This window comes from Mucilaginibacter yixingensis (genome assembly GCF_041080815.1).
GTDB classification, from domain to species: Bacteria; Bacteroidota; Bacteroidia; order Sphingobacteriales; family Sphingobacteriaceae; genus Mucilaginibacter; species Mucilaginibacter yixingensis.
The window spans coordinates 3,768,940-3,789,561 of record NZ_CP160205.1 but is presented as its reverse complement, the minus strand read 5'-3'; the positions used below and the strand labels follow the sequence as shown (position 1 = coordinate 3,789,561).

17 protein-coding genes are annotated in these 20,622 nt (G+C 48.5%); 3 read left to right on the top strand and 14 right to left on the bottom strand.

The genetic code is table 11. From position 1 onward, the window contains the following. Window positions 1-83: 83 nt before the first annotated feature. Window positions 84-656: a hypothetical protein gene (locus ABZR88_RS15295; protein ID WP_107826500.1), complete on the top strand. Its 573-nt coding sequence runs from the start codon at window positions 84-86 to the stop codon at window positions 654-656. 196 nt (window positions 657-852) lie between these two features. Further along, window positions 853-2,745, top strand: a complete 1,893-nt coding sequence (locus ABZR88_RS15290) for a DNA topoisomerase IV subunit B (protein WP_107826501.1) — start codon at window positions 853-855, stop codon at window positions 2,743-2,745. 272 nt (window positions 2,746-3,017) lie between these two features. On the opposite strand, the gene ligD is transcribed toward ABZR88_RS15290, so the two are convergent. Continuing rightward, a complete protein-coding gene (ligD, locus tag ABZR88_RS15285) occupies window positions 3,018-5,741 on the bottom strand; it encodes a DNA ligase D (protein WP_107826502.1) in 2,724 nt (907 codons plus the stop codon). A 71-nt stretch (window positions 5,742-5,812) separates the two neighbouring features. Here ligD and ABZR88_RS15280 point away from each other — a divergent pair, with 71 nt between their 5' ends. Next, window positions 5,813-6,049, top strand: coding sequence for a hypothetical protein (locus tag ABZR88_RS15280; protein ID WP_107826503.1), 237 nt, complete (start codon window positions 5,813-5,815; stop codon window positions 6,047-6,049). A gap of 56 nt (window positions 6,050-6,105) precedes the next feature. Here the strand turns inward: ABZR88_RS15280 and fucP are convergent, their stop codons facing one another. The 13 genes from fucP to ABZR88_RS15215 form a co-directional block, all read right to left on the bottom strand. Then, the gene (fucP, locus tag ABZR88_RS15275; protein ID WP_107826504.1) at window positions 6,106-7,407 is read right to left on the bottom strand and encodes an L-fucose:H+ symporter permease; all 1,302 of its coding nucleotides are present in this window, start codon (window positions 7,405-7,407) and stop codon (window positions 6,106-6,108) included. 13 nt (window positions 7,408-7,420) lie between these two features. Beyond that, window positions 7,421-7,867 carry a MaoC/PaaZ C-terminal domain-containing protein gene (locus ABZR88_RS15270; protein ID WP_107826505.1) on the bottom strand — a complete coding sequence of 149 codons (447 nt, stop codon included), beginning with the start codon at window positions 7,865-7,867 and terminating at the stop codon, window positions 7,421-7,423. Window positions 7,868-8,141: 274 nt separating this feature from the next. Beyond that, on the bottom strand, window positions 8,142-9,212 hold the full coding sequence (locus ABZR88_RS15265; RefSeq protein ID WP_107826506.1) for a Gfo/Idh/MocA family protein: 1,071 nt from the start codon (window positions 9,210-9,212) through the stop codon (window positions 8,142-8,144). An 11-nt stretch (window positions 9,213-9,223) separates the two neighbouring features. Next, complete coding sequence (locus ABZR88_RS15260; RefSeq protein ID WP_107826507.1) at window positions 9,224-10,453, bottom strand: extracellular solute-binding protein; 1,230 nt, start codon at window positions 10,451-10,453, stop codon at window positions 9,224-9,226. Window positions 10,454-10,458: 5 nt separating this feature from the next. After that, window positions 10,459-11,595, bottom strand: a complete 1,137-nt coding sequence (locus tag ABZR88_RS15255; protein WP_107826508.1) for a CaiB/BaiF CoA-transferase family protein — start codon at window positions 11,593-11,595, stop codon at window positions 10,459-10,461. A 4-nt stretch (window positions 11,596-11,599) separates the two neighbouring features. Next, window positions 11,600-12,745 (bottom strand): CaiB/BaiF CoA-transferase family protein, encoded by a 1,146-nt coding sequence (locus tag ABZR88_RS15250; protein WP_107826509.1) that lies wholly within the window; start codon window positions 12,743-12,745, stop codon window positions 11,600-11,602. Further along, complete coding sequence (locus tag ABZR88_RS15245; protein ID WP_107826510.1) at window positions 12,742-13,902, bottom strand: ABC transporter substrate-binding protein; 1,161 nt, start codon at window positions 13,900-13,902, stop codon at window positions 12,742-12,744. Before ABZR88_RS15245 ends, ABZR88_RS15250 begins: the two co-directional genes overlap by 4 nt. A 241-nt stretch (window positions 13,903-14,143) precedes the next feature. Then, on the bottom strand, window positions 14,144-14,572 hold the full coding sequence (locus ABZR88_RS15240; protein WP_107826511.1) for a hypothetical protein: 429 nt from the start codon (window positions 14,570-14,572) through the stop codon (window positions 14,144-14,146). Between the two features lie 294 nt (window positions 14,573-14,866). After that, window positions 14,867-16,357, bottom strand: a complete 1,491-nt coding sequence (locus ABZR88_RS15235) for a glycerol kinase GlpK (protein ID WP_107826512.1) — start codon at window positions 16,355-16,357, stop codon at window positions 14,867-14,869. Continuing rightward, window positions 16,358-17,326, bottom strand: coding sequence for an ABC transporter permease (locus ABZR88_RS15230; RefSeq protein ID WP_107826513.1), 969 nt, complete (start codon window positions 17,324-17,326; stop codon window positions 16,358-16,360). It abuts the gene before it with no gap. 4 nt (window positions 17,327-17,330) lie between these two features. Next, window positions 17,331-18,827 carry a sugar ABC transporter ATP-binding protein gene (locus ABZR88_RS15225; RefSeq protein ID WP_107826514.1) on the bottom strand — a complete coding sequence of 499 codons (1,497 nt, stop codon included), beginning with the start codon at window positions 18,825-18,827 and terminating at the stop codon, window positions 17,331-17,333. A 165-nt stretch (window positions 18,828-18,992) separates the two neighbouring features. Then, window positions 18,993-19,622 carry a DUF2291 domain-containing protein gene (locus tag ABZR88_RS15220; protein ID WP_107826515.1) on the bottom strand — a complete coding sequence of 210 codons (630 nt, stop codon included), beginning with the start codon at window positions 19,620-19,622 and terminating at the stop codon, window positions 18,993-18,995. 5 nt (window positions 19,623-19,627) lie between these two features. Then, window positions 19,628-20,566 carry a D-ribose ABC transporter substrate-binding protein gene (locus tag ABZR88_RS15215; RefSeq protein ID WP_107826516.1) on the bottom strand — a complete coding sequence of 313 codons (939 nt, stop codon included), beginning with the start codon at window positions 20,564-20,566 and terminating at the stop codon, window positions 19,628-19,630. Window positions 20,567-20,622: the final 56 nt, after the last annotated feature.

Below are 20,622 nucleotides of genomic sequence, written 5' to 3'. Positions count from 1 at the left end.
TTTTGAAATAGCCAGTGATTAGAGTTTGAATTTTTAATACATTCGTTTGGTAGGGATGCTGGACTATTTGCCGAAAACCTGAAATGCAATTTAAAAAAATATGTTGGTTAGTGTTGCTGCTGCTGATAACAGCGCCGGTTTTTGCGCAACGTAAAAGGCAAAGGCAAAGCGCTGGTTTCAGGGAGTTTACCCGCATCACCAATCAGGCTAATCTGGCATTTAATGTTCCCGACGGTTTCAAAGAGGTCTCTAATAAACAAAACCGACTTTCTTTTGACTACGGCATAGCCCTTCCGGGCCAGGAGTTTGAGATCTGGTTCAGGGTGATTCCTGAACAGAATGACTCGATGACCGACTCGCTTTACATCGACGTAGGCAAGATAGAAGCCAAATCGCTGGCAGGCGATGCCAACTACTTTATGCGTGGCATGCCGCCCGAAGTTATTTCTGACTATAACGCCGATACCGGCAGAACATTCCTGATTAACCTGCCCGATTCGCCCACTACAAAGCATTATAAATACGCGCTGCTCATCACCCTTCAAAAAAAGAAAAGCGGTACGGTAATGGCCGTTTGCTTTACCAATGATAAGGGCCCCGATTTTTTCCAGAACATCAACAAAGCCCGATCGTGCATGAAATTTAGGCCGATATAGTTTAGTGAGTGGTGAGTAGTGAATTGTGAGTGGTTCTTTGCTATTCTAAAGCTGATTAAGCCAAAAGGTCAACTACTCACTACTCACCACTGACAATTCACTGCGAAGCCCTGTTGAAATGTGGAATACTTAGGCCGTGGCAATTCACCGCTATTGTTATTTTTGTAAGATACCTTAGAAATAGTTTGTACTGAAAATGGCAGAACCCATCAATTATAGTGAAGACAGTATCCGGTCGTTAGACTGGAAGGAGCACATACGTCTGCGCCCCGGTATGTACATTGGTAAACTGGGCGATGGCTCGGCTTATGACGATGGTATTTACGTTTTGCTGAAGGAGATTGTAGATAACTCGATTGACGAGTTTGTGATGGGTGCCGGTAAAACCATCGACGTAAATATGAGCGATCTGAAAGTCTCTGTTCGCGATTACGGTCGTGGTATTCCGCTGGGTAAGGTGATTGACTGTGTGAGCAAGATCAACACCGGTGGTAAGTACGATAGCAAAGCCTTCCAGAAATCGGTTGGTTTGAATGGTGTGGGTACCAAGGCGGTGAACGCATTGTCTGCGGCTTTCACCGTACAATCATACCGTGACGGCCGTACCAAAATTGCCGAGTTTGCCAAAGGCGAACTAACGCGCGAGGAAGTCGAGAAAGACACCACCCAGCGCAACGGTACCGCCATCAACTTTACGCCCGACGACAGCATCTTCCGCCACTACCGGTTCATCACCGAGTTTGTGGAGAACATGATCTGGAACTACGTGTTCCTTAACGCGGGCCTGACCATCAATTTTAACGGTCAGAAATATTACTCTGAAAAAGGCCTGCACGACCTGCTGTTGCGTAATACCGACACCGAAAATATACGCTATCCCATCATTCACCTGAAAGGTGAGGATATTGAGATAGCCATGACCCACGGCCAGCAGTATGGCGAGGAATATTACTCGTTTGTAAACGGTCAGCACACTACGCAGGGTGGTACCCACCAGGCAGCTTTCCGTGAGGCCATTGTGAAAACCGTGCGCGAGTTCTATAAAAAAGAGTTTGACGCGTCGGATATCCGCGCCTCTGTTGTTGGTGCCATTGCTGTAAAGGTGCAGGAGCCGGTGTTCGAGTCGCAAACCAAAACCAAGCTGGGCTCATTGAATGTTGGTCCGGACGGGCCTACGGTGCGTGGCTTTATTAACGATTTTGTTAAGAAAGAGCTGGATAACTACCTGCACAAAAATCCGGCAACGGCCGATGCGCTGTTGAAACGTATCATGCAGTCTGAGCGGGAGCGTAAAGATATTGCCGGTATTAAAAAACTGGCTAACGAACGCGCCAAAAAAGCATCGCTGCATAATCGTAAGCTGCGCGATTGCAAGATCCATTTTGACGATCAGCATGAGCGTAAACAAGACACCACTTTATTCATCACCGAAGGTGACTCGGCCAGTGGTTCCATTACCCAAAGCCGTGATGTGATGACCCAGGCTGTATTCAGCTTGAAAGGTAAGCCGCTTAACTGTTTCGGCCTCACCAAGAAAGTGGTTTACGAGAACGAAGAGTTTAACCTGCTGCAACACGCACTGAATATTGAGGATGGCATTGACGGCCTGCGCTACAATAACATTGTAATAGCTACCGATGCCGATGTGGACGGTATGCACATCCGCCTGCTGCTGATGACTTTCTTTTTGCAGTTCTTCCCAGATCTGGTGAAAGCTGGTCATGTTTTCATATTGCAAACGCCGCTGTTCCGCGTGCGTAATAAAAAGGAAACAGTTTATTGCTATAGCGATGAAGAACGCCGAAACGCTATTGCCCGTTTAGGTGTAAAGCCGGAGATTACCCGATTTAAAGGTCTGGGAGAGATTTCGCCCGACGAGTTTGGCTTGTTCATAGGCAAAGATATTCGCCTTGATCCTGTGATCTTAAAAGATGCCAACATTAAAAGCATGCTGGAGTACTTTATGGGTAAAAACACCCCAACCCGCCAGCTGCACATTATCCAAAACCTGCGCGTTGAGAAAGACGACGAAACCGTTAACCCAATGTTAGCCCAGGAAGGCGACGAAGAGCTACCGGTAGCGGTATGAAACTATAATTAAACCAAGATTAGAAGCCGGGCTACCCCGGCTTTTTTTGTTTGGTGATATTTTATTCCTCCTCGTTGGGGGGGGGGCGGTCAGGTGAAATTGAGGGGGGAGGTCGCTTTATTGAGCTAGGCGGAAAGCCCCACACACGTGTTTCGACGGAGCTCAACATGACATCCTGCGCGCTCCTTAGGGATTTAAAAGGAGGGTGTCATCCTGAGCTCTGTCGAAGGGCGCGCGCGGGGAATAATGTTGCGATAAGCCAAGCGAATAATCTAGGTCTCATTACTTGCCCCAAAAACGCTCCTAGCTTTCTTCAACACTTTTTCCAGATCAATACCTTTACCTAGTACACCTTTAAACAGATCGCCGGTTTCTTTCAATCGGTCTATCGCGTTAAAAATATGAAAGTCGGTCATTTTTAATCCGGGCTTTACCTCCTCCCAGTGCAAGGGCATGGATACAGTGGCACCCGGTTTGGGGCGTAAAGAGTACGGGCCGGCAATGGTTGCCCCCGGTCGATTCTGCAGAAAATCAAGATACATACGGCCCTCGCGCTTTTTGATGCTGCGTTCAAGGGTGGTAAAGTCTGGGATCTGGTCGTGCACATGCCCTACCACTATCCGTGCAAATAGCTGCGATTGCTCGTAAGTATATTTTGCCCCCATGGGGATATAAATATGCATACCCGTGCTGCCCGATGTTTTGGGGTAACAGGGCACATCTATCGCATCCAGCACTTTCTTTACTTCCAGGGCAGCCTCAATCACCTGGTCAAAATGGTGTTTATCGGGATCAAGATCAATCACGCAGTAATCAGGATGATCAGGCGATTGGACGCGACTAAACCAGGGGTTCATTTCAATGCACCCCAACGATGCCATCCACAGCAAACTATCCTCGTGGCAGGCCACCGCAAACTCCTTATGCTCGCCATCGCTGGTGTAGGGGAAGGTATCCAGCCATTCGGGCGATTTATCTTTCACGTCCTTCTGGTAAAAGCTCGAGCCATGGATACCATCGGGGAAGCGGTTGAGCGATTGCGGGCGATCTTTCAGGTAAGGCAAAATATATTCCGCCACCTGGTAATAATAATTGAACATATCGCGCTTGGTCACATTATCCTCGGGCCAATAAACTTTACTCAGGTGGGTAAACTTCAGCTCATGGCCATTAAGCTTGCGCACCTGCGTTTCCTCGTTAGGGTTAAGCAGCGTGCGGCGATCTTTATCTTTCGGGGCGCTCAGCATTTTTTTGCGGGTTTGTTTCTGATTTGTTTCCGGTTCATCGTGAGTTTCCTCTATCAGCTGTTCTGTGGATGTTTCGGCTTCACGTACCACGTCTCTGGCCTTTTTATCGGCGCGCATGCCCTCAAAAGAGGGGTGACGAAAAACACCATCGCTGGTAACCTCGGCAAAACTGATCTCGCAGACCAGCTCCGGCTTCAACCAATAGGCCTTGGCATTAGGTGGATTGGGCCGGAAGCGGGAAGGTTTGTTGTAATCAGGTTCATTCATAAAAGGCACTTTGTCGGTCATCAGTGGTTTAAACTGTTCCATCATTTCCGTCTGCATCTTGTCGTTAAAACCCGTGCCTACTTTGCCGGTGTATTGCAGTTTGCCATTCTCGTACACGCCCAGCAACAGCGAACTGAACTTTTTGGCCGTGCCCTCATTGCGGGTAAAGCCGCCTATCACTACCTCCTGACGCTTGTTTACTTTTATCTTGAGCCACTCTTTAGAATGCAGACCGGGTGTGTAGGTGCTGTCGGCTTTTTTTGCAATGATACCTTCCAGGCCCATGCGTTTGGCGGCATCAAAAAACTCGGTGCCTTTGGCGTTAAAAACCTGGCTAAGCCTGATGCGGTCATCATCGGCAGGGATTACATTTTCTAATATCTTGCGGCGCTTGGCCAGGGTGAGGTGGGTAAGGTTCTTACCCTCATACCATAGCAGATCAAACACATAATAGGAGAGATGGCCATCGGCCTCACTGCGCCAGTTTTGCAGGCTGCCAAAGTCAGACTGGCCGTTGTCTTTCAGCACCACAATCTCGCCGTCAATGACCAGGTTGACAGCCCACTTCTCCATCAACTTGCGCAAAGGGTAATACTTATCATTAAAAGATTTATTGTTGCGCGATTGTATCTCTACCCCGCCTTTGTTTACATAGCTCACCGCCCGGTAACCATCCCATTTTACCTCGTAAAGCCAATCGGGGTCGTCAAAAGGCTTGTCTACCAGGGTGGCCAGCATCGGCTTCAGGTTTTTGGGTAAGGGTGATTTCTCGCCCTCTTTTAATAAGGCTTCAACGCTGTGATGGGTGGCGTATTCTTCGGCTGCGGTTTTAGTGAGCGCTTTTTTTTTCACCTCGGGCGCATCTTTCAGTTGCTGGTCCTTGCCGTCTTTCCATACGTGTTTGGCGCCCTTTTCCATTTGGGCAATCGTTTTTTTTGAGACGACAGATTTATCTTCTTTGGTAATGTCTCTGGCAGATGCATAATCATCTTTATGCTTGATGAGTAGCCAACCGTTCTCGCCCATGCCTTGGGTTTTTACGAGGGCAAACTCGCCGTTCAGCTTTTGCCCGTGGAGCTTTATTTTGAGCGACCCCTCTTTCAGCTGCTTTAGCAGCAGCTTATCCTGCGCTTTTTTGCCTTTTACTGTTTCAATGGGCTCGTAGGTGCCCTCGTCCCAAACAATCACTGTGCCGCCACCGTATTCGCCTTTTGGGATGATGCCTTCAAAGTCTTTATAATCATAAGGATGGTCTTCCACCATCATGGCCAGGCGCTTATCTTTCGGGTTTACAGACGGCCCTTTAGGCACGGCCCAGCTTTTCAGCACGCCCTCCATTTCCAGCCTGAAATCATAATGCAGGCGGGTAGCATCATGCTTTTGTACCACAAAATGCAAGGCTTTATCATCATTACTCTTGCCGGCTTTGGGCTCGCTGGTTTTCTTAAAATCCCGCTTCTCCTTATACTTGCTGAGCGACATAGCGTTGAATGTTTGTTATTTTCTTCAACAAAACGCTGCTTCGGATGGTTTTTACTTCAGACTAAAACTTTATGGAGAAGATCAATATCACCATAGCTGCCGACAAGGTAGTGTACAGCTTTGAGGTAGCCGATTACCCGCATCACCAGCATAACCACTGCAAATTTGAAATTTTTCAGGATGGAAAGTTAGTTGCCGGATTCGATCCGGATGCACAGCACATCCTGCATATCTGTAACAATAAAGGCCATTTATCTGAAGATGTTTTACACCTGCTGGCTCATGAAATAGAACGGTTCCACTGGTAACCCAATAAAAAAGGCGACCCACTGAGTCGCCTTTGTATTTTCTAAGCTTTGATTGATTAAGCTAAATGTTTCTTGATCTTATAACCACTTATGCCGTAGTAGATCACCACCAGGAAACAAAGCAGCGGAATGATGTAACCGCTCTGGATGCGATCATGATTAATGTCGATCACCGTACCCATGATGTAAGGCAGAATAGCACCGCCAACGATAGACATGATGAGCCATGATGATGCCGGTTTGGTGTCATCGCCCAGGCCATCAATACCCAATCCAAAAATGGTAGGGAACATGATAGACATAAAGAAGCCGATGCCCCACAAACAATAAACCACATAAGCGCCTTTGCCCACAATAGCTATAGCACAAAGAATGGCTGCCAGTATACCGTAAATAGCCAACAGTTTAGGCGCTTTTACAAATTGCATAATGGCTGTGCCTACAAAGCGTCCGCCTACAAAGAATACGCCGTATATACTCAGGTAGTAACCGGCTGTTTTCTCGTCAAAGTGACCGCCCTGGATAGACATCTTGATAAAAAAGCTGGTTACGCAGGTCTGCGCGCCTACATAAAAGAACTGTGCAACAACAGCCCAGCGCAGGTGCATATGCCTAAGCGTGCCGAAGAAGCTGCCGCCGGTTGTTTCTTCCTTGCTGACGTTTTTAATTTCGGGCAATTTGGTAACGAAGAATAGAATGGCAACTAGTGCCAGCACACCAGCCAACACACCGTAGGGCATTTTTACCGATGATGCTTCATGCAGTAAATAGGCCGAGCGTTCTGTTGGCGCCATTTTGCTCATTTGCTCAGGCGTCATGTCTTTTCCTGACAGGATAAAAATGGTACCCACCAGCGGACCAACAAATGCAGCCACACCGTTAAAACCGGCCGCCAGGTTGATACGGGTATTGGCACCAGCCGGATCGCCCAGCAAAGCTGAATAAGGGTTGGCGGCGGTTTCCAGAATGGCAATGCCACAGCCAATAATAAATAACGAGCCTAAAAAGCCCAGGTAAGTGAGTGCATTGGCCGCCGGGATGAATAACGCCGCACCAATGGTAGCCAGCGTTAAACCCATAATGATGCTGTTTTTATAGCCAAATTTTTTAAGCAATATACCCGCCGGAATAGCCATCAGGAAATAGGCCAGGTATACGGCGGTATCTACCAGTGTAGACTGGCGGTTATTTAACTGGCACGCTTTTTTTAGGTGCGGTATCAAAATACCATCCAGGTTGTGCACCATGCCCCATAAAAAGAACAGCGAACAAATGAGGATGAAGGGCAGCAGCAGTGTTTTGCCTTTCAATGAGCTTTCGGCAACGGGTTGCTCCGCGGTGCCAGTGTTTACTTGCATATTTAAAATTGGTTTAAAGGTTCTTCTTCTTTACCAGCAATAAGTGATCGCATACCTGCACCACTTCGCCATGCTGGTTAATAATTTCAACGTGTTCTGTTACGGTTCCGTATTCAGGTTTCTTGGCATCTGTTTTCTCAGAGATGGTAATTTCTGAGTGGATGGTATCGCCGATGAACACCGGTTTTACAAAGCGCAATTTATCATATCCTTTTGAAAAAGCCTCAGGATTTATTTCAGAAGCCGTTAAGCCAATCCCGATACTGAAAATCATCGTTCCGTGGGCAATACGCTGCTTAAACGGCTGGGTAGCACACCACTCGGCATCCATGTGGTGAGGGAAAAAATCACCAGTGTGACCGGCATGAACCACAAAATCTGTCTCGGTAATGGTGCGGCCAAAGGTTACACGTTTTTCGCCCAGGGTATAATCTTCGAAGAAAGTTGATTTAAAATGCATAATAGTTTGTCTGAAATTTGAACTTTCAGAATTTTAAAATTAACAGAATTATAGTTACTTATCGTGTCATTGTAAAGCGTTGGGTGTCATCCTGAGCATGTCGAAGGGCGCGCGAAGGCCTTCTCTTTGCAAAGCATATTGGCAAGCCCGCCGCGCGTGTTTCGACGGAGCTCAACATGACACCCTCTTTTACACAATAATACTTGTTTTTAATTGGTTGATTATCCCAATATTACATCTTCGAATCTGAAGAAAAATCAGGAGAATCATTTAATCATTCAACGTAATCAGCGATCACGCCTCCCGTATCGCTTGATTTATATGCCGCTTCTACCACGGCCATCGTTTTAACCACGTCTTCTACACTGGTTGGCAATACATTGGTCTCGCCGTTTTTGTAGCGCATTACGCTGCTCATGGTACCGATGAAAGCATCGGGGAACCACGAGCCTTCCAGTTGTACCTCTTTCCACTCCGGTGCTTTGCCTTCCTCTACAATGCAATACTCAAACTTGTCTGGCACACCGTGCGGGTAGTCCATCAGCAGGCCCATGCGGGCTTTAATGGCGCCTTTGGTGCCTTCCCACTTAATAAAGCTCTCCTGGTTGTGCGGACCAAAAGCATGGTCGTGATTAGTGTTGATCACCGCGTGCATGGTGTTGCCGTAATCAAACAAAATAGTTGAGCGCGATGACGATAAGCTTTTAGCCGGATGTTTCAGCGTTTTAGCCATTACGCTATGCGGATCGCCGAGGAACGAGCGCAGCAGATCAATATAATGGATACTGTGGTACTGAATTTCTAACCTCGGGTGGATCATTACGTGCGGGAACAGCTCCCATGGGGTTTGCAGGGTTACGCGCACTTCCATATCGTAAAGCTCACCAATCAGGCCTTGATCAATCATATAGCGGGCAGCGGCCACGTATGGCGCAAAACGTAGCTGGCAATTGATGGCGGCCATCAGTTTTTTGCGTCGGCAAACTTCCAATATCTCCTTGGTTTGCCAAAAGTAGTCGCCCATTGGTTTTTGGATCAGTACACCGGCGCCCTCGGGCAGTTTCTCCAGCGTGGCCACAAACTGCTCGGGCATAATGGTAATATCGTAAACCGCGTTGGCCGGTGCAGCAGCAACAGCATCATCAACGGTATCAAAAACGTGGGGGATGTTCCACTCGGCAGCCAGTTTTTCGGCACGGGCACGGGTACGGTTGGTAATACCAAACACCTCGAAGCCAGCCTTACGATAGGCCGGTAAATGCGCATCGCCAACAATACCGCCTGCGCCGATGATGACAATAGGCAGCGGGGTTTGCGGTAATGTTGGTTTATATTTTATTTCCATAATAGGTAGTGTTATTTTAGGTTAGCAATTTTCTGCTGACCGACGGCCAGCAACTGATCTGCCGGTACATCGGTATTAATGGCGTTCAGCACCACCTCGTCAATCAGGTGCGCAATCTGTGCCCAGGTGGCCAGTTGCGGCAGCATTTTGGCCGATTGATGCAGTTCTTCCAGTTTATAATAGTAAGGGATGATGGCATTGATGCCCGGATCAACCCAGGTTGATTTACGGCAACCGATCCCGCCTTCCAGCGTCAGCAATTTATCATTGCGCTGATTGGTGGCATAACGCAGAAAATCATAGGCCACATCTTTATGCTGGCTACCAGAGCCTATGGTATATAACCAGTACACATTCAATGATGCGGAGTGCTCGCCCAGCGCCGATGGGATAGGGGCGATATCCACTTTACCTTTTACTTTCGTTTCATCAATTACTTCGCACATGGATGCAAAGCCAAACCAGTTGACCATCATGGCAGCTTCGCCGCGGGCGAAGGCCATACCGGTTTGTACCGATTCATATTGCATGGTGCCGGGATGGATCAAACTCTTATCGCGCAGTATCTGACGGTAAAAATCCAGTCCGGCAGCGGCCGCAGGGGTGTGGATATTGATATTGCCTTGCTGATCTAACAAATCGCCACCACGGGTCCATACCTGTAAACAGAAATCAAAAACGGTGTTGTGCCCATCCGGAAAACCGGCGAAGACAGTGCCATACAAGTTATCTTCCGGTCGGGTAAAGAAACGGGCAATATCTTTAAAGTCATCCCAGGTTTGGGGTACAACCAGCGGCTTGCCGTATTGCTCCTCAAACTTCTGCTTCTCAAACGGGTTGTTGAACAAGTCTTTACGATAGATCAGGCATTCGGGGCCATCATGGAAGGGTAACCCTGCCACGGCCTCGCCAAATTGCTGCATACTCAATAATGAGTTGCTCCATCCATCGGGAAAACCTTCGGGTGGATTTTGGGCGATGCGGGGCTGCAGGTTTTCCAGGGCGCCGTCGGTCCAGGCTTCCAGCAGCCAGTCGGTCACCACGTGGGCAATGTCCCAGTCGCCGTTTTTCAGGCCATCGTCTTCAATAATGGCTTTGTGCAGATCGTCCAGATCCATAGGGATCATTTCGGCCTGCAGCTGGCATCCGGTTTGTGCACAATAGCCGTCCCACAGCTTTTGCAGTGCACTCTCGAAAGGACCGAATTTGCGAACCGCAATTCTGATCTTCTCTGTACTCATATATTTTATTTTATCAGTTGGTTGATAATGGTCTCGTTATCCTCGCCCAATTTCGGCGATCCTTTGGTTGATGTAAATAGCTCGCCGTCCATGGTTATCGGGCTGCGGGTAGTGCGGTAGCTGTAGCCATCGCTCATCTGCACCTGCTGAATCATGTCCAGCGTTTTAAAACCTTCTTCCTGCATCAGCTTGTCCCAGCTTAACACCTGGGCGCACCAGATATCGGCAGCCAATAAAATATCCAGCCAATGCTGGGTAGTGTTGGTTTGCAGGTGAGCAGCCAGGATGGTTTTGATCTCATCGCGCAGCGCAAAAGCCTGGGCAACTTCGGTATATTTTAACAATTCATCGCAACCCAGTAACGTACCTAACTGCGGGATAGAACCCATGGCCAAAGCCATGTAACCATCAGCAGTTTTGTAGATACCGTAAGGCGCACCCAAATAGGCGTGTGCATTGTTCTTTTCAGAGCGTTCAGGCAATTTTCCATCATAATAGTAGGTGGTAATGGCCTCAAACTGGAAGTCAATAGCCGATTCCAGCATGCTTACCTGTACCAGTGCGCCCTCGCCGCTTATGCTGCGGCGCACCAGGCAAGCCAGTATGCCTTGTGCCAGTTGGTTGCCGGCCAGCATATCTACAATAGACAGGCCCATAGGTACCGGTCCGCCGGCGTTGCCGCTCAGCCAAACCAGACCGGTGAGCGATTGCAGCAGCAGGTCTTGCCCGGGCTTATTGCGCCAAGGGCCCTCGCTGCCGTAGCCTGAGATTTCGCCGTAAACTACATTTGGGTTAACCGCTTTTACCGCGTTATAATCAAAGCCCAGGCGTTCCATAACACCGGGGCGAAAGTTGTGCATAACCACATCAGCCTTTTTCACCAGTTCCCACAATTGGGCTTTATCTTCCTCGCTTTTCAGGTCGGCAGCAAAGCTTTCTTTATTGCGGTTGATGGCATGAAACACCGATGATTCGCCATTCATAATCACGTTTGACGTGTACAACTGGCGACAGATATCGCCTGTGCCGGGCTTCTCAATTTTAATGACACGCGCACCCATATCGGCCAGCTTCAAACTTGCCGAGGGGCCCGAAAGGAACTGGCTGAAATCAACAATCAAATAATCTTCTAATGGTTTCATCGCGTTAGCTTAAATTAAATTGACGGTTGATGATATCGGTATCAGCCCCGGGACGCGGAGCCGCCTTGTCTGAATATAAACGCTCGCCATTGATGCGGATAGGGCAGCGGGTGGTGCTTAGCTTGCCGCCATCAGGCAGGGTAACTTCCTGTTTCAGGCCTTGTGCTAAATAGCCTTCATGTTGCAGGGTTTGCTCATAGGTCAACACTTCTGCGCACCAGATGCCTTGCGCTTCCAGGCTGCTCACCCATTCTGATGAAGTTTTGTGGGCAATCTTCTCGCCCAGCAATTGCATAATCTCATCACGACGCTCAAACCACGAGTTTTTATCCTCGTAAGAGGTCAGGTCTACACCAACCGCCTCGCCAATCTGGTGCAGGTTGCCCATGGCCAGCGACAGGTAGCCGTTTAGTGTTTTATAGATGCCGTAAGGTGCACTCAAATAAGCATGACCGCTGCCACGCACATTACTGCGTTTAGGTAGCTGACCGCCATCATTCAAATAAGTGGTGATCACCTCGAACTGAAGATCTAAGGTCGATTCCAGCAGGCTTACTTCTACCAGTACGCTGCTGTTGGTTTTATTGCGTTTCAGCAAACCGGCCAGCAGGCCCTGTACAAAGTGGGCACCGCAAATCATATCGGCAGTTGCCAGTCCGAAGGGCACCGGGCCAGCATCGGCAGTGTCTGACAAATATGCCAGACCTGAAAGCGATTGGATGAGCAAATCCTGACCGGGGCGCAATGCCCATGGGCCTTTATTACCATAACCCGTCACCACGCCATAAACAATGCGCGGATTGATGGCACGCACGGCATCATAATCAAGCCCGATCTTTTCCATTACACCGGGGCGGAAGTTATGGGTGATGATATCGGCTTGCTCGATCAGCTTTTTTACCATCGCCAGATCCTCAGGATTCTTCAGATCTGCCGAGTATGATTCTTTGTTTCTGTTGATGGTATGAAACACCAGGCTGCTGCCATCTACAAAAATGTTGCGGATAGCAATTTGCCGGCCAGCCTCGCCTTTTACCGGGCGCTCAATTTTGATGACGCGGGCACCCAGATCGGCCAGTCGCAGGCCTGCGGTAGGGGCCGCCATAAACTGGCTAAACTCCAGTACCGTTAAACCTTCTAATGGTTTCATACGGTGTGTACTTTTTGTTTTGATTCTGCAAATAAGGCGTTCAGCTCGGCCAGTACTTGCAGCTCGTCGCCACCTTTCATCAGGTAATCGCGCACTACGTCACCGGCATGATCCTGGAAGAACATCGATCCATGATAACGCGGGCGCAGGTAAGCGCGCTGCAATGCAGGCAATGTATTGGCAAAGTAGTTATAGGTTTTAGCATTGTTAGCCGCATCGGTCCAGGCTTTCAGGTGACCTGGCTGACCGCCGTTGTCGGTATATAAACCAATCTGGCAGGCAGGTGATGCCACAAATTCAGCATATTTCATGGCCACATCCACGTGCTCACATTTTGATGATACGGCCAAGCCTGTGCCACCCAGTGTGCTGCGCAGGTTGGTTTTTCCATCCAAAGTAATCATATCGTGGAAATGGAGCAGCTTGCGTGCATAGCCATCGCGCGAGTAATTGGTGTAACCATAACCGAACGGACAGTAAGCAATCTCGTCGGTCAAGGTCATCGCCTCATAAGTTTGGATCGGGTTGCGGCCAAAGCAAGCCGGATCAATGTACTGGCAAAGCTCGTGGTACATTTTGAGGGCTTTAACGCCTATCTCTTCGCTTACCACCACATCGCCCTGACATGGGTCCTCACCCAGCGAGCAGCAGAAGGTATAATATTGCATCAGCGAGTCAATTGGAATACCCGGCAGGGCAACCAGACCTTTTTTTGCCAATGCTAATAAATCATCAAAAGTTTTTGGCAATGCCACGCCATGTTGCGCCAGTAAATCCGGGCGACTGGCGGCTACAGGGGTAGCGGCATCAATAGCCAAAGCCCATTGGTGCCCATCAAAAGAATAGCTCTCATGCGATTGGCCAACGGTATTTTCAGCCTGATCGGCCAGGAATTCGGTCGACAAATATTCATCAAACGGAAGAATCGATTTTGTTTTTGAGGCAAAGCCTGCCCAAGGGTGATCAATCACCAAAAGGTCGTAGATCTCAGCCAGTTGCTGTATAGAAAGATCTGCAAACTGCTGCAGCGAGCGTTTCTCCCAGGTGATGTTTACGTTCGGGTGCAGCTCAGAAAAACGCTGCGCGGTGGCGGTCATCGGTACAAAGCCGCGGCTGTGGTTCCAGGTGATGCCTTTAAGTAAGATGTTTTGCGACATGTGATATTATTGTATCCGGCCTGATAGCAGACCGGTAAAGTATGCAATTAACGATAATGCTGAGAAAATTGGTCAGTATACCTGTTACAAATTTATCCCCACAAGTTGATGGAACACTATAGTATTTATGCAAGGGACTGTACAATATTAGCATGGTGAGATGGGATTAAAAAGGAGAGCTGATGTCACCCTGAGCTCTGTCGAAGGGCGCGCGAAGGCCTAATGGTTAAGCAAAGGCATATTACTCATTGTGTTTTTGCCAGGTTGAAAAGCCTATTACATCTTTTCTTATTTCTTTCATCCATTTCTTACCATACAAATTTGTTAGATATTGAAAGGCATGAATGTTGTATCGTGTAATGCATTGGTAATCGGGCGCAGAACATCCAAAATCTTCAAAATGTACGTTGTATTTATCCTCGAACTTTTTATCACTAAGGTAGATTGCGGGAACAATTCCTCCCTGTAGAAATAAGAAGATGGTGCCTTTTTTAACGTCTTTCTTAAACCATTCATCCATACTTTCACAGTTTCTTGCAGTGTCGGCAAATGCCATTTTTACAAAGGTGCTATTGTTAAGTTCATCGTCTGAAAGTTGATGACTTTGGCTATGGACGGTTTGAAAAATTAGAAGGAGCATAGCGGTAATTCCCAAGGCAGCTTTTAACATCGAATTTGTTTATTACTTAAATCTCCATAAATATCAGATTTTTTGCAACTCGACTTCTATCGTGAGCGTAGACAAGCAAAGAAGATAAATATCGATGGGTGTCATCCGGAGTTTGTCGAAGGGCGCGCGATGGCCTATATCCACTAACCCTAAACGTTTGATAGGCCCTCCCGCGTGTTTCGACAAGCTCAACATGACACCCCCCCCCTTTTTTCAAGAGCGGACAAGTATAAAAACACAGAGGCCACAGAGCGATAAATCTCTGTGGCCTCTGCAAATTTTTGTGTTAAAATATCAGAGTTGCTTTGCGATAGCCTTTTGCCAGCCCGCATACCATTGCTCGGTTTGCGGCTGTTGTTCGCCTGGGCTTAGTTCCAATTGATTGGTCATTAAGCTTTGCAGGGCTTCAACGTTTTCAAAAATGCCTGCTTTTAGACCCGCTAAAAGTGCAGCGCCTAAGGCAGATACATCGGCAATGCCGCGGTTTACCAATTTGCTGCCGGTCAGGTCGGCAATAAACTGCAGGACGAAACGGTTGGAGGTGATGCCGCCGTTTACCATCAGCTCTTGCAGGGCAATGCCGGTGTCAGACTCCATGGCCGTTACTACATCTTTGATCTGGTAGGGGATGGTCTCCAGCGCGGCGCGGATGATATGTTTCTTATTACAATCGAAGGTCAGGCCAACAATCTCAGCCTTGCGACTCATGTCCCAATGCGGGGCACCCAATCCGCTAAAGGCAGGGACAAGGTAAACGCCGTTGTTATCTGGAACCGATGTAGCGATGGCTTCGGTTTGCTTGCTGTCCTCAAACAGGCCCATCTCGGTGCGCAGCCATTCTATTGTGGCGCCGCAGGATACGATCACACCTTCCAATGCGTAGTCTACACGATCTTCCGTACTCCAGCAAATGGTGGTTACCATGCCGTTGCCAGATGCTTTGGCGGTGTCGCCAATATTCATCAGCATAGAACAACCGGTGCCTAATGTGGCTTTGGCGGTGCCGGGGGTAAAACAACCCTCGCCAAAAGCCGCAGCGTGCGAATCGCCAATCATGGCAGTGATGGTGATAGGTGAGTTGAACAAGCCGTTAAAATCAGACTCGCCATAAGCGGCGGCTGATGATTTCAGTTCAGGCAGGTTCAGTTTGCTCAAACCAAATTTCTCCAGTAGCACACCATCCCATTGCAGTGTTTGCAGGTTGAAGAATAGTGTACGCGAGGCATTGGTATGATCGGTGAGGTACTGTGCACCGCCGGTCATTTTGTAAAGCAGCCAGGTATCTACGTTACCAAAGTAGGTTTTGCCTGCTGCAATGGCTTGTTTTACTTTATCGTTGTTCTCGTTCAGCCAGATGAGTTTGGTGCCCGAGAAATAGGGATCGATGATCAAACCTGTACGCTGGTTAATCTCGGCTTCCAGTCCGTCAACGGTTTTCAGTCGTTGGCAAACCTCTACCGAGCGTTTGCACTGCCAAACTACAGCGTTGTGCAGGGGTTGACCGGCTTCGTCCCAAACCACAAACGTTTCGCGTTGGTTAGAGATGCCGCAGGTTTTAATATCATTAATGTTATAGCCGGCGTTGGTAAACTCGGCCAGACATTCTTTTACAGAATCCAGTACGTTTTGCCAAATGGCTTCGGGCTCCTGCTCCACAAAGCCGCCGGGCAGGTATAAAGTTTTCAGCGGAACGCTGCCTTTGGCCATTACCTGGCCCTGTGCGTTAAAAACAATGGTTTTGGTACTGCTGGTACCCTGATCTATCGCTAAAATATAGTTACTCACTTATTCAGATTTTGAGTTCGCTTTGTCAATAATTACGGCCAGCAAAATTACTGCACCTTTTACTACCTGCTGCCAGAATGGCGATACGTTTAAGAGCACCAAACCATTGTTCAGCACACCAATAATCACTGCACCCAGCACCGTGCCCCAGATAGAGCCTTTACCGCCTGATAGCGATGTGCCGCCAATTACCACCGCCGCAATAGCATCCAGCTCATAGCTGATACCCGCATTTGGCTGCGCCGAATCCAGGCGAGAGGTAACAATCAAACCACCGATACCAGCCAGCGCACCAGCTAAGCTGTACACAATAATTTTTACACGATTAATGTTGATACCCGAAAGGCGCGCGGCGTTTTCATTACCGCCAATAGCGTAAATGTAACGGCCAAGCGGCGTTTTACCGGTCAGCACCGCAGCGCCTACAACTACCAGCGCAGAGATCCAAACCGGAACGGGGATACCCAGTAGCCAGCCGGTACCGATGTAGCCGAAGCTATCGCCCAGCACAGAGATAGGGAAACCTTTGGTCCACAGCATGGTTAAGCCGCGGGCAATGGTTAGCATAGCCAGCGTAGCCACGAACGGCGGTACCTTAAAGCGGGTAATGGTAAAGCCATTAAACCAACCCAGCAACGCGCCGATAATGATACCACCCAATATGGCACCCAACAGGGTGAAGCCGATATAAAGGTTGTTAGATGGGATCTCGATTCCGTTCTTAAGTAAGCCGGCAGTAATGGCACCACAAAGGGCCAGTACAGAGCCAACAGAAAGATCGATACCAGAGGTAAGTACCACCAGGGTCATACCTACAGAGATGCAGATGTTTACAGAAATCTGGCGCATTACGTTCCAGCCGTTATCTACCGTCATAAATTTATCTGACAGCAGGCTGAGCACAATGCAGAGTACCACCAGTGCAATAAGCGACTGGAATTTAGCAAGAGATTGTCGGTTCAAAGTCATCAGGTTAATTGGTTTTAGGGATGGCGGCTTTAAGGATGTTGTCTTCAGATGCGTCGGCGGCTTTAAATTCGGCAGTCATACTGCCTTCGGCCATTACCAGTACGCGGTCTGAAATGGCAAGGATCTCGGGCAGTTCTGATGAAACCACGATAACACCCATGCCGGCAGCAGCCAGTTCCAGTATCAGTTTATAAATTTCGTTTTTAGCGTTAATATCAATACCACGGGTAGGCTCGTCCAGCATCAGCACTTTTGGGCCGATGGCCAGGCATTTGGCCAGCACAATTTTCTGCTGGTTACCACCACTCAGGTTTTTAGCCAGCTGACCGGCAGATGGTGTTTTGATCTTTAACGATTCAATATATTTCTTAGCCAGCGCCTGCTCTTTACTATTGTTGAGCAGCCCGCCGTTTTGCATTTGTTCTAAAGTAGTGATGCTGATGTTGGTCTTTACATCCAGGCCCAGCACCAGTCCGTCTTTCTTGCGGTCCTCAGGTACCAGTGCCACACCGGCCTGCATGGCCTCCGCAGGAGATTTAAAGGATACCTTCTGGCCGTTAACGTGTATCTCGCCCTCGGCTTTGTGCAAACCAAAAATGGTTTCCATCAGCTCGGTACGTCCGGCGCCCATCAGCCCGAAGATGCCCAGTACTTCGCCTTTGCATAGATCGAAAGAGATGTTCTTCAGCAGATCACGCTGTTTGTTCTCCGGATGTTTAATGCTGACGTTTTTCACACTCAGCACATTGTCTGATGCCTGGCAGCCGCCGTTGCGGATGATATTGATCTCGCGGCCCACCATCTTGCGGATCAGCTCGTCGTTGGTCATGCCCTTCATCTCGCCGGCTTCGATGGTTTTGCCATCACGCAGCACCACGTAGCGGTCGGCTATTTTAAAAAGCTCGTCCAGTTTGTGGGAGATGTAAACGATGGTTTTATTTTCAGAGCGCAGCTCATTGATAATGCCGAACAGTACCTCCACTTCGCTGCCGGTAATGGCCGAGGTTGGCTCGTCCATAATGATCACTTCACAGTCGGTCAGCAAGGCTTTGGCAATTTCTACCACTTGCTGCTGGCCCACTTTCAAGTTCAGGATCAGGGTGTCCGGACTAACGTTCAGCTTCAGTTTATTGAGCAACTCCTGCGTACGGGCTTTCATGGCCTTGCGGTCAAGCATGCACAGGTTATTGGTAAGCTCACGGCCCAGAAAAATGTTTTCGGTGATGCTGAGGTAGGGGATGAGGTTCAGCTCCTGGTGAATGATGGCTATGCCGGCCTCCTGGGCCTCGCGCGGGTTATTAAAGTTAACCTGCGAGCCATTGAGCAGAATGCGGCCCTCATACTCGGGATAAACGCCCGAGAGGATTTTCATTAAGGTAGATTTCCCTGCACCGTTTTCGCCTAACAGTGCATTTACCTTGCCGGGATGCAGCTCCATGCTCACATCCTGCAAGGCAATAACGCCCGGGAATCTTTTGGTGATATTTTCGGCTACAAGCATGTTGTGTTTTAACTGGTTTTATTGGTCTGACTGTTCTCCGTCTCGTCATTGCGAGGAACGAAGCAATCTCTACACTGCAAAGTCAATTGATATATCTGCCCGTCCTATGCAGATATTGCTTCGTTCCTCGCAACGACGGGATGGTTATACCTTTCAGCTTTAACCTTATTTACTTGCTACTTGCGGTGTAATATTCAGGCTTACTGGCATCAACTCAACTTCGCCCAGGTTAAGGTGTTCCTGGTTCAGTTCTATGGCGCCGGTAAAATCAACTTTATCGCCTTTTTTTACTGCTGCTTTAAAAGCAGGCAATACCTGCGCGCGGATGATCTTGTCAACTTCTGATGAAATATTACTCAGATCTACGGTGTTACTAAAATCATTCAGATTCACCTGGCCTGAGGCATCACGCACCGCGTTGCCGAAAACGAATTCGGTAGCTATGCTCACGTCATTACCACCGGCGGTGGTCAGCAATACGTCACTCTCGTTAATCTCTTTTACCACACCACTGCCTTTCACCATAAAAAAGCGCGTACTGCCAATAGCCAGCGCATGACCGTAGTCTGAAAACGCTTTGGCTTTATCGGCATTCACCTCGTTCACTAACTGATCAAGGGTAATGGCTTTATCGGTAACTGATGGTAATTTGGCGTATAAACCTTTGGCATAAGCCACGGCATCAAACTTTTTGTCGGATGCTTTTACCTCGCTCAGTTTTTTAAAGTAGATGGAATTGAAGGCCAGTGCCAGCACAATAACGGCCCAAACGGTATATTTTATCCCTTTTTTCATGAGTCTTATTTTTTACCGTAAGCAATGTAATCGTTAATGTTTTTGCCGGTCACCATCTCTACGCCCACCTGGATTTTTTTAGGAAAATCGCGTTTGCCCTTAAAATAATCGTCGGCATAGTTGGCAGCGGTTTGCGCCATTACTTTAGGGAACTGCATACAGGTGGCAGCTACTTTGCCGTCTTTAATGCCTTGAATAGCATCTTCAGAGCCGTCAAAGCCAATCACTTTTACTTTGTTGGCTTTGCCCGCAGCGGCCAGCGCCTGGTAAGCACCCATGGCCATGGCATCGTTACCGCAGAAAACGCCCGTAATATCAGGGTGGGCCTGCAGGATAGACTCCATTACCTCCATGCCTTTGTTACGGTCAAAATCGGCACTTTGCTGAGCTACCATTTCCAGGCCAGGATAATAATCTACCACGCTGTGGAACCCTTTTGAACGGTTCCAGGTGTTGTTATCGGCCACAATGCCCAGTATCTCTACGTATTTGCCTTTTTTATGCATCTGCTGCACAAAGTATTTACCCAGATCCACACAACCCGAATAACTGTCTGACAGGATTTGTGAGGTTGGGCCGGTGGTAGAGTTTACCTCACGGTCCATACAAAATACAGGTACGCCGGCAGCTTTGGCCTTGTTAACGTTCACTACAGAGCCGTTGGCGTCGGTAGGGTTAAACAGGATTGCCTTGTAGCCCGAGGCAATGGCGTTCTCAAAGTTGTCGGTCTCGGTAGCCGTGTTGTTTTGCGAGTCGAATATCTTGGCCTCATAGCCCAGGCTTTTGGCCTGCGCAGCAGCAGTTTGTGCCAGAAACACAAACCACGGGTTGTTTAAGGTTGATACTATGACCGCTACCTTTTTAGGGCCACCGCTATTGGCGCCCGTTTTTGGTTTACACGCAACAAGCGAAAGCAGCAGTAATATAATGGTTGTTCTTCTCATGCTTTAGTTGTGGTTTCATTGGTTGGTTCTCTTTCTCTTTGGTCGGTTCTTCTTCT